The organism is Streptomyces neyagawaensis (assembly GCF_023516595.1).
In the GTDB taxonomy this organism is placed as follows: domain Bacteria; phylum Actinomycetota; class Actinomycetes; order Streptomycetales; family Streptomycetaceae; genus Streptomyces; species Streptomyces neyagawaensis.
In genome coordinates, this window is sequence record NZ_JAMGBG010000058.1 from 26,976 (window position 1) to 37,973 (window position 10,998).

Below are 10,998 nucleotides of genomic sequence, written 5' to 3' on the forward strand. Positions count from 1 at the left end.
CGGCCGTATCTCGCCCGCCTCCCTGAGGGGCCGCCGCTTCAGGTCGCGGCGACGGCCCACCCCAGGCCGTCCTCCGACGTCACCAGACCGCCGGGCCGCAGCGGCGCCTCCTCCTCCAGCGGCCCGCCGAGCAGACCGCGCTCCTGGAGCACCGCTCCCTCGTGGAAGGTCTGCCGGAACGCCGCCGACTCGTACAGCGGATTGCGGTGGCCGTCGGAGTCGGGGAGACGGCCCACGACCCGGTCGAGGTCCGAGGAGGCGGCGGTCAGCCGCGCACCCGCCTCGGCGGGCGCGGCGAGCGCCGCGTCCCCGGACGCCAGCCCGCCCACCAGCTCCACGAACGCCTCCAACTCCGTCGCACCGACGTTGGTGACCTTGCGGGCCTTCCAGAAGTACGACCGCTCGTCCTGGTGCAGGTCGTAGAACGACATCAGGAACTCGTAGAACAGCCCGTACTCGTGCCGGTAGCGGGCCTCGAACTCCCCGAAGCAGCGGGCCTCGTCGAGGGTGCCGTCGAGCGTGCTGTTGATGGCCCGGGCCGCCAGCAGGGACCCGTACGTGGCCAGGTGCACACCGGACGACAACACCGGGTCCACGAAGCAGGCCGCGTCGCCGACCAGCACCATGCCGGGCCGCCACAGCCGGCTCTTCCAGTACGACCAGTCCCTGCGCACCCGGACCTCGTCGTAGGGGGCCTCGCCGGCCTGCGGGGCGCCGTCGACGAGGTCCCGTATCTCGGGGCACGAGTCGATCAGCCGCCGCCAGGCCGCCACCGGATCGCCCTGGACCGCCGCCGCGTGCTCCCGGCTCACCACCGCGCCCACACTGGTCAGTTCGTCCCGCAACGGGATGTACCAGATCCAGCCCTCGTCGAAGGTGGCGCAGAAGATGTTGCCGTCGTTCGGCTTCGGCAGCCGCCTGCCCCCGGCCACGTACCCGAACACGGCGATGTTCCGGAAGAAGTCGGAGTACGTCCGCTTCCCGCCGACGTGCGGGTGGATCCGGCTGGTGTTGCCCGAGGCGTCCACGACGTACCGTGCCCGCGCCTCGCGGGCCCCGCCGTCGGGCCCGGTCCAGCACACGCCCCGCACCCGCTCCTCGTCGGCGACGACGTCCGAGACCCGGCAGCCCTCCCGCACGTCCACGCCGACCCGGCGGGCGTTGTCCAGCAGGATCGCGTCGAAACGGTTCCGCTCGACCTGGTAGGCGAACGACGTCGGGTCGGACAGCCGTGGGGACAGCGCGAAGGAGAACTGCCACGGGTCCCGGTTGCGGCCCCATCGGAAGGTCCCGCCGCGCTTGAGCTTGAACCCGGCCCGCGCGACCTCGTCCTCGACACCCAGGATGCGGCACACCCCGTGCACGGTCGACGGCAGCAGCGACTCCCCGATCTGGTAACGGGGGAAGGTCTGCTGGTCCAGCAGGAGCACGCGGTGGCCGCGCAGCGCGACGGCAGACGCGGCGGTGGACCCGGCCGGGCCCCCGCCGACGACGATCACATCGAACTCCTGCGACGGCGTCTCGGATCGCGTGACAGTCACTGGTCTCCTTCAGGTGTCGACACCGACGGGGCGGCGGGGGCAGGGGTGGACGGGGCGGTCGGGCCAGGTGGGGGAGGGGTTGCGGGAGCCGGTCCCGACGGGGTGCTCGGCGGCCGTGGGGGTGCGGGGTCCGTCCGGTCGAGCGAGCCGAGCCAGGTGCGGATGGCCGCCACCGTGGCCGGGGCGTGTTCCCGGGTGAGCGAGAAGTGGTCACCGGGGACGTCGACCGTGTCGTGCGGCAGCGGCCAGGAGGTCCGCCAGCCGTCCCCGTCGGCGCCCGCCGCCATCCGCGGCGTCGGCTCCGTGGCCCGGACCAGCAGGGTCGGGGCGGCGACGGGTTCGGGCTCCCAGTCCAGGAACATGCGTGTGTACGCGCCCATCGCGGCGACGGCGCTGTCGTCGTCCCCGGTCGACGGGCCCCCGGTCAGCCTCGGGGCGAGGGCGGCAGGCAGCGCCAGCAGCCACTCCGTGCCGCGGTTGTCCCGGTCGACGCGGTAGGTGTCCAGCAGGACGAGGCCGGCCGGGGCCGCCCCCATGGTCTCCAGCCGCCGGGTCACGAGGTGCGCGACGGCGCCTCCGGTGGACGAGCCGACGACCACGAAAGGCCGGTCGCCCACCAGCCGCAGCACCGTCTCGGCGTGCGTACGGGCCAGCGTCCCCAGATCCTCCGGTACGGCCGCGCCCTCGTCGACACCGGGATGCCGTAGCTCCCACACGTCCAGGTCGCCCCGGACGCAGTCGTGGAAGGCGGCGGCCGCGCCGCCCGGCCCGGGGAAGGACGGGTGGTAGCCGTCGAGGAACACCACGACCGGGCCGTCACCGGAGCCCTCGGCCCGCCGCAGCGGCGGCAGCGCGTGCCGCAGGGCAGCGGACGCGTCGAACGTCGGTACGGCCCACGACGCGGTGACCAGCATGTGCATCGCGGCGACGACCTGACCGGCCTCGCACACCCGCCGGTAGAGGGAGGAGAGACTCTGCACGGGGCGGCCGCCCGACGGCTCGGGGCTGCCGGGGGGTGCCGTTCCGGGAGCCGCACCCGGTGTCCGGGCTGTCCTGACGGGGTTCGAAACGGGGGCGGGATCGGGGTTCGTACCGGATGCCGTATCAGGGGTCGCGCCGGGTGCCGTACGCGTCGGCGCATCGGGTTCTCCGGCGGCCGTCGGGGGCTCCGGGAGGTCGTGCAGCAGGTCCAGGACGTGGTGGGCCAGACCGTCGGCCGTGGGGTGCTCGAACACCACGGCGGCGGAGAGCCGGAGCCGCAGGGCCAGGCTGAGCCGGTTGCGGACCTGCACCGCCATCAGCGAGTCGAAGCCCAGCTCGTCGAAGGTCCTGCCGACGGGCAGCGCGTCGGCGCTCGGGTATCCGAGCACGGCGGCCACGTCCGCCCGCATCAGCTCCGCGAGCGCCTCCGCGCGCCGGGCGGAGGGCAGTTCGGCCAGGAGCGTCCGCCAGGCGCCCGGCTCCAGCATCTCCGGGGCGTCGGCCGGTGCCCCCGCCTCCGGGCCCGTTCCCGTGCCAGCCCCTGAGCCCGCGCCTGCCTCGGCCGCCGGTCGCCGGGGACGCGACAGCCCCCGCAGGGGTGGTGGCAGCGGGCCTCGCGCGGACCGCAGGGCACCCCGGTCCAGCTGCATCGGCGCCAGGACGGGTCCACCGTCGCGTACCGCCGCGTCGAAGAGTGCCAGGCCGTCCCGTACGGAGAGGGCGCGCAGAACGTCGTCTCTCCGCGTCGCCGCCTCCCTGACCTGGGCCTCCCTGAGTTGGGCATCCCCGAGCTGCGGCGACGCCATGCCCGCGTCGTGCTCCCAGGGGCCCCACGCCAGGGACAGCGCGGGCAGCCCCTGGGCGGCGCGACGGTGGGCGAGGGCGTCGAGGACGCTGTTCGCCGCCGCGTAGTTGCCCTGGCCGGGGCGGCCCAGCAGGCCCGACGCCGACGAGAACAGGATGAACGCCGACAGCTCCATGTCCCGGGTCAGTTCGTGCAGCCGCCAGGCCGCGTCCGCCTTGGGCCCCAGCACTGCCGCCATCCGTTCGGGCGTGAGCCCCGCCAGGACACCGTCGTCCAGGACCCCGGCCGCGTGCACCACGGCGCCCAGGGCGGGCTCACAGCTCCTGACCACCTCGGTCTGCGCGACCGGATCCGCCATGTCGCAGGCCGCGATCGTCACTTGGGCGCCCAACTCCTCCAGTGAGGCACGTAGTTCCGCGGCGCCGGGTGCGTCCGGGCCCCGGCGGGAGGTGAGCAGCAGATGCCGTACCCCGTAGGAGGCGACGAGATGGCGGGCCAGTTCGGAGCCCAGCGCGCCGGTGCCGCCGGTGATCAGCACGGAGCGGTCGGGGTCGAAGGGGCTCGGCCCGGACGGCTCACGGGGGTCGGCGGGGGCCGTCGGTACGGCCGGCACCAGCCGCGGAACTCCCATTCTCCCTTCCCGGATGGACAGTTGGGGCTCGCCCGTGGCCACCGCGGCGGCCAGCAGACGCTCGGACTCGGGGCGGCCGTCCGTGTCGACCAGCACGACACGTCCGGGCAGCTCCGCCTGGGCCGTGCGCACCAGACCCCATACGGCCGCACCCGCGAGGTCCGGTTCCGCCGCGGTGGCGTCCCGCGTCACCACCACCAGGCGTGAGCCGGGTGCCTCCGGGTCGTCCTGCCAGTCCTGTAGGGCGCGCAGTACCCGGGTGGTCAGCTGATGTACGGCGGACAGCGGTGTCTCGGTGTCAGTCGTCGGGGTGACAGCGGCGACGACGGTGGTGTCCGGTGCCATGGCAGGGACAGGGCCAGGGGCGGTGTCGATGCCAGCGCCGGTCTTGGTGGCGGCGACGGTGGTGTGCTCGACGGTCACCCAGTCGGGTCGCCACAGTGCCCGTCGCGCCACGCCGTGCGCCGCGTCGGCAGTACCGGCGGGAAGCTCCCGCATGGTCAGGGAGTCCACGCGTGCCACCGGGCGGCCCGCCGCGTCGGCCAGCGTCAACGCGACCGCGTCCGTGGCCGTCCGGCGCACCCGTACCCGTAGTTCCGTCGCGCCGGACGCGTGCAGACGCACACCGGTCCAGGCGAACGGCACGTGGAGGGCGACCGCCGGTTCCGCCCCCGCCCCCTTGGCTGTGGCGGTCGCCGTCGCCGAGCGGGTGAGCAGTGCGGCGTGCGCCGCCGCGTCGAGCAGGGCGGGATGGAGGGCGAAGCGGTTGGCGTCGCCCAACTCGCCTTCAGGTAGGCGTACTTCGGCGTACAGCTCGTCATCGAGTCGCCAGGCCGCCCGTACGCCTCGGAAGGCGGGGCCGTAGGCGAGGCCGTCGTCCGCGAGGGTGTCGTAGGCATCGGTGAGGTCGATCTCGGCCGCGCCTCGGGGCGGCCACTCCGTGGGGCCTGCCGCCGCGTCCGTGTCCGGCTCGGCCGCCGGATCGGGCCCCGGCACCGGCCCCGGACCCGGCTCAGGCCTTGGCTCGTTCGTCGGCTCGGGTGACGGTGCGGACGCGTAGGCCGTGCGGGTCAGAAGGCCGGTCGCGTGCCGGGTCCAGGTGGGGTCGGGGCCGTCGGCGTCGGCCGAGGCGTCGGGGCGGGCGTGGATGTCGACCGTTCGCCGTCCGGAGTCGTCCGGGGCGCCCACCACCACCTGGACCGTCACGCCGGTCCCCGGGGGCAGGGGCAGCGGCGTCAGGACGACCAGCTCTTCGAGGGTGTCGCAGCCGACCTCGTCGCCCGCCCGGACGGCAAGCTCGACGAACGCCGTCGCCGGCACGAGAACGGTCCCGCCGATCACATGGTCGCCGAGCCAGGGCTGAGCCGTGGCGGACAGCCGCCCGGAGAGCACGGTCCGGCCGGTGTCCGGCAGCGTGAACGCGGGCCCCAGCAGCGGGTGCCCGTCGCCCTCCGGCGCGCGGACCGGAAGCCGGGGTGCGTCCAGCCAGTACCGCTGCCGTTGGAAGGCGTACGTCGGCAACTCCACGCGGCGCGCCCCGGTGCCCTCGAACACGGTGTGCCAGTCGACGCGGGCCCCGCGTACCTGGAGCCGGGCCACGGCCGACAGCAGCGTCTCCGGTTCGGGCTCACCGGCGCGTGTGGCGGCGGCGAAGAGGGGAGCGGTGCCGTTCTCGGAGCCGGGCAGGCAGTCCTCGGCGGCTGTGATGAGCGCCGGGTGGGGGCCGACCTCGAGGAAGGCCGACACCCCGTTGTCGCCCAGCCACCGCACGGTGTCGGCGAACCGGACGGGCAGCCGGGCGTGCCGCACCCAGTACTCGGGTGAGCACAACTCCCCGGCCTCGGCGAGGCGGCCGGTGACCGCCGAGACCACGGGGATCCGGGGTGGCCGGAAGGTCGCCTTCTCGGCTGCCCGGCGGAAGTCGTCGAGCATCGGCTCCACGAGCGGTGAGTGGAAGGCGTGGTCCACTCGCAGCCGTACGGTCCGGCGGCCCCTGGCCTCGAACCCGGCCGCCACGGCGAGCACCGCGTCCCGCGCACCGGAGATCACCACGGAGCGCGGCCCGTTCACGGAGGCGATACCCACCGGGCGCGATGCGTCCGCGGAGCCGATCGCCGCCGGGGACAGTGCGTCCGCGGAGCCGATCGCCGCCGGGGACAGTGCGTCTGCTGAGCCGGTCGCCGCCGGGCGAGGGCCCTGCGTCGAGGCGGCGGCCACATGGCTTCCGGGGGCTGCGTCGCCGTGCGTGTCCTCGAAGTCGGCCAGCGCCGCGAGGACTTCGTCCTCCGTCGCGTGCAGCGCGACCATCGCGCCACCCTCCGGCAGCGCCTGCATCAGCCTGCCGCGCGCCGCGACGAGGGCCGCCGCGTCGTCGAGGTCCAGGACGCCGGAGACATGGGCGGCGGTCAGCTCACCGACGGAGTGTCCGGCCAGGTAATCGGGGCGCACACCCCAGGACTCCAGCAGCCGGAACAGCGCGACCTCGAAGGCGAACAGCCCCGCCTGGGTGAAGTCCGTACGGTCGAGCAGAGCGGCCTCCGGGGTGCCCGGAGCGGCGGAGAGCACCACGTCGAGGGGGAGGTCGAGGCTGCCCTCCAGCGCCCGGCACACCTCGTCGTGAGCCGAGGCGAAGACGGGGTACGCCGACCGCAACTCGACTCCCATACGGGCACGTTGGGCTCCCTGGCCGGTGAACAGGAAGGCCGTACGGAGAGCGGGGTCGGCGACGGCCCGTTCCGTGCCGGTGATGGCCGTGCCGGTACCGGTGCCGCTACCGGCGACCCCGGCGGTGCCTGCGGCCTCGGCGGTGCGCGCACCAGCGGCGCCCGTGACACCGATGGCCTCCGTCACGCCGGAGGCACCCGTCGCTCCACCGGCTCCCCCAGCTCGAACGCCTCCCCCGGCCAGCGCCTCCAACCCCGCCAGCATCCGCGCCCGTTCACCCGGCGGGATCACCGCCCGGTGCGTCGACGCCGAGCGCGTCACGGCCAAGGAGACACCGACGTCGGCCGGCGACAGTTCGGGCCGCGCGGCCAGATGGTCGGCGAGACGGCGCGCCTGGGCGCGCAGCGCGCCCGCGTCCGCCCCGGCGAGCAGCCAGGGCACCCCGAGGGCGGCGACGCCGGGCACGACCGGTGGCTGCGCAACCTGGCGGTCGTCCACGTGAGACGGCGGCACCTCGGCACCGGAACGGGGAGCGTCGGACAGCTCCTCGGCGCCCGACCGGGCAGCACCGGGTAGGTCCTCGGCGCCCGACCGGGCAGCACCGTACGGCTTCTCGGCGCCCGAGCGAGACGCGGCCGGCGGTTCCTCCACGATCACGTGCGCGTTGGTTCCGCCGATCCCGAACGCGGACACCCCGGCCCGTCGCGGCCGGCCCGCGGTGGACGGCCACGGCCGGGCGGCGGTGAGCAGTTCCACCTTGCCGGAGGCCCAGTCGACATGCGGTGAGGGTGTCTCGGCGTGCAGGGTGCGGGGCATCTCCCCGTGCCGCATGGCCTGCACCATCTTGATGACCCCGGCGACCCCGGCGGCCGCCTGCGTGTGCCCGAGGTTCGACTTGACCGACCCCAGCCACAACGGCTCCTCGCGGTCCTGCCCGTACGCGGCAAGCAGGGCACCCGCCTCGATGGGGTCGCCCAGCGTGGTGCCCGTGCCGTGGGCCTCCACCACGTCGACATCGGCCGGACGGAGCCCTCCGTCGGCCAACGCCCGCTCTATGAGGCGCTGTTGGGCCTGTCCGTTGGGTGCGGTGAGTCCGTTGGACGCGCCGTCGGAGTTGACGGCGGAGCCGCGCAGCACGGCCAGGACGGGGTGTCCGTGTCGTCGTGCGTCGGAGAGCCGTTCCAGCAGCACCAGCCCGACGCCCTCCGCCCAGGCGGTGCCGTCCGCCGCCGCCGAGAACGACTTGCAGCGGCCCTCGGGGGAGAGCCCCCGCTGCCGGCTGAACGCCGTGAACGGCTTCGGTGTCGCCATCACCGTGACCCCGCCGGCCAGCGCCAGGGAGCACTCGCCCGACCGCAGCGCCGCGGCCGCCCAGTGCAGGGCCACCAGGGAGGAGGAGCAGGCGGTGTCGAGGGTGATCGACGGCCCGCGCAGGCCGTACACGTACGAGATCCGGCCCGCCGCCACACTGCCGGACGTGCCCAGCCCCAGATGGGCCTCCAACTCGTGGTGGACGAAACGCGCCGAGTAGTCGGCGTGCATCATGCCGACGAACACCCCCGTGTCGCTCTCGCGCACGGCGGTCGGGGCGATCCCGGCCCGCTCCCACACCTCCCAGGAGGTCTCCAGCAGCAGCCGCTGCTGCGGATCCATCGCCAGGGCCTCCCGCGGCGCGATCCCGAACAGACCCGCGTCGAACTCGGCTGCCCGGTGCAGGAATCCGCCCCGCCGGGTGTACGAGGTGCCGACGCGGTCGGGGTCCGGGTCGTAGAGGGCGGCCAGGTCCCAGCCCCGGTCGGTCGGGAAGCCGGAGGTGGCGTCCCGGCCCTCGGAGACGAGCCGCCACAGGTCATCCGGCGAGTACACGTCACCGGGGTAGCGGCAGCCCATGGCGACGATGACCACCGGGTCGTTCTCGTTCTCGTTGTCGTCCTCGGCCGTGGCCCCGCCGGTCCCCGGCCCGGTGGCCTGGGTCGCGCCGAAGAGGGTGCTGTGCAGGGACCGAGCGAGCTCGGCGGGGCTGGGACGGTCGAAGATGAGCGTTGCCGGGAGCCTCAGCCCGGTCGCGGCGCCCAGCCGTTCGATGAGCGCGACGGCGCCCACGGACGTCAGCCCAAGATCGGTGAACGGCGCCTCGGCGCTGAGGAGTTCGCCCGGCCCGCCCCCGCACACCTCGGCCGTCTCGGCGAGTACCGCCTCTCTGAGCGCCCGCTCCCGCCCCTCCGGAGGCAGCGACAACAGCCGCCGCCGCAAGGCCCCGTCGGCCGCCGGGATCGTTTGAGGTGAGGTCGGCGGTGGCGGCGTCACCGAGGGGAAGACCGCCGAAGGCGTGCCGAGCCGCCCGGCCGGAGACTCGGCGGCGGCCCCGGCCGTGGCGTCCGCCTCCGCCTTCGCCTCCTCCGCCGCTGCCACCGGCGCCGAGGCGACGGCATGCCGGGCGATCTTGCCGGAGGCCGTCCGTGGCACCGCCGCGATCTCGTGGAACTCCACGGGCAGCTTGTACTCGGCGAGCCGGGAGCGGCACACCGCCAGCACCCGCCGGGGATCGAACCCGTCCGGTCCGGGGACGACATACGCCACCGGCACCTCGCCGAGCACGTCGTGCGGTCGGCCGACGACCACGGCGTCCGTCACACCGGGACAGTGCAGCAGGGCCTGTTCGACCTCGGTGGGGTGGATGTTCTCGCCACCGCGGATGATCAGTTCGCTCACCCGCCCGGTGAGGCGGAGATGGCCGTGCTCGACCCGGCGGCCGAGGTCACCGGTCCGGTACCAGCCGTCCACGAGGGCCGACCCTGTGGCCTCGGGCCGCTGGTGGTAGCCCGTCATCAGCCCAGGCCCGCGGACCCAGATCTCCCCCTCGTCGCCGTCGGCGACATCGTTGCCGCTGCCCGGCTCGACGACGCGTACGTCCACTCCGGGGATCGGAGGCCCGCAGGAGCCGTCGACCGTCGGGCCGTCCGGCCGGTTCACCGCGATCATCCCGCACGTCTCGGTGCTGCCGTACGCGTCGAGCAACCGCGCCCCCAACGCCTGCTCCACCTCGCGGCGCAACGCCGGGGAACTGGGCGCGCCCGCCACCAGACACGTCCGAAGCCCCACCGGCAGCGCCGCGCCGTCCGCCGCCGCCAACAGCCGGTGATACACCGCGGGCACCCCGGCCAGCACGGTGTAGGGACCGTCGAGAGCCCCGTGCGGGTGGTGCAGTTCGCGCCACAGACCGTCGGGCGGCAGCAGATCACCGGTGATGCGGGCGCTCGCGCCGACGGCGGTGACGCCGAGGACCGCCAGGGAGTGCCCGAAACTGTGGAACAGCGGCAGGGGCCACAGCAGCCGGTCCTCCGGCGAGAGACCGAAGATCGGCGCGTAACAGGCGGCCACCGACCACAGGGCGGCCCGCTGGGTCGACACCACGCCCTTGGGGTGGTGCGTCGTACCAGAGGTGTAGAGCATCCAGGCCGGCTCGTCGAGACCGAGATCGTCCCGCGGCGGGTCCTCACCGGGCGCGTCCGCCCCGGCGACGGCGTCGAGGAGGACCGTGCCCTCCGGGGCGTCCGCCGGGACCGGGCTCGGCCCCGTCAGCAGCACCCGCGGACCCGACGCGTCGGCGGCGGCCGGACTCGTCCGGTGCAGCTGTGCGAGCCGCGCCGGGTCGGTGACGACGACCGGGGCACCGCTGTCCCGCAGGAAATGGGCGAGTTCGGCGTCGGAGGAGCGGGGATTGAGGGGGACGCCCACGGCACCGGCCCGGACGGCGGCGAGCACGGCCTCGACCATCTCGACACGGTTGCCCAGGCAGATCGCGACCCGCTCGCCGCGCTCCAGGCCGGTCCGCGCGAGATACGCGGCCAGCCTGCCGGTGCGCCGCTCCAACTCCGCGTAGGTGACGGCCCGGGCGTCGTCGGCGAAGGCAACCCTGGACGGCGAGCGCTCGGCATGCGCCTTCAGCAGCTCCGGCAGCGGCCGTATCAGTCCGTCGTGATGCATGTGGCGCCTCCCCGGCCCCGTGGGACCCACCGTCAAGCTCCTTGCGGAGCAACGGCGTTGACCCTAAGGGGAGGAGGCCGAATGTCCGAACATCCGGACCGTGCGGCGTTTCGGACGGCCGAAGGCGTCGCGGACTGCTGACGGTGTCCGGGACGGCCGGTGCGGCCGGTATGTCGGACCCCCGGCGGCACAGGGGCGCCCGGCGGCACAGCGGCGCGCCCCGCGGCACAGGACCCCCGGCGGCACAGGGACGACGTGCCGCCGGGGTTCACTGCCTCACGTGTAGGACACGGCCTAGAAGGTCGATGAAGATCTTGGTGAGGGGCTGTCCGGCCGTCAGGCCGGACAGCCCCTGTGGTCATGTACCGGCCGGTGCGATGTGCCAGGTG

General features: G+C 74.6%; 2 protein-coding genes. Both read right to left on the reverse strand.

Annotated features, from left to right (window positions below):
- Window positions 1-38: 38 nt before the first annotated feature.
- A complete protein-coding gene (locus tag M8J73_RS24970; RefSeq protein ID WP_055542852.1) occupies window positions 39-1,541 on the reverse strand; it encodes a tryptophan 7-halogenase in 1,503 nt (500 codons plus the stop codon).
- The gene (locus tag M8J73_RS24975; RefSeq protein ID WP_249829077.1) at window positions 1,538-10,609 is read right to left on the reverse strand and encodes a type I polyketide synthase; all 9,072 of its coding nucleotides are present in this window, start codon (window positions 10,607-10,609) and stop codon (window positions 1,538-1,540) included. Before M8J73_RS24975 ends, M8J73_RS24970 begins: the two co-directional genes overlap by 4 nt.
- Window positions 10,610-10,998 lie beyond the last annotated feature (389 nt).

Coding starts and splice junctions, on each gene's coding strand:
- M8J73_RS24975 (WP_249829077.1), bottom strand. CDS start 10,609: ATGCATCACGACGGACTGATACGGCCGCTGCCGGAGCTGCTGAAGGCG.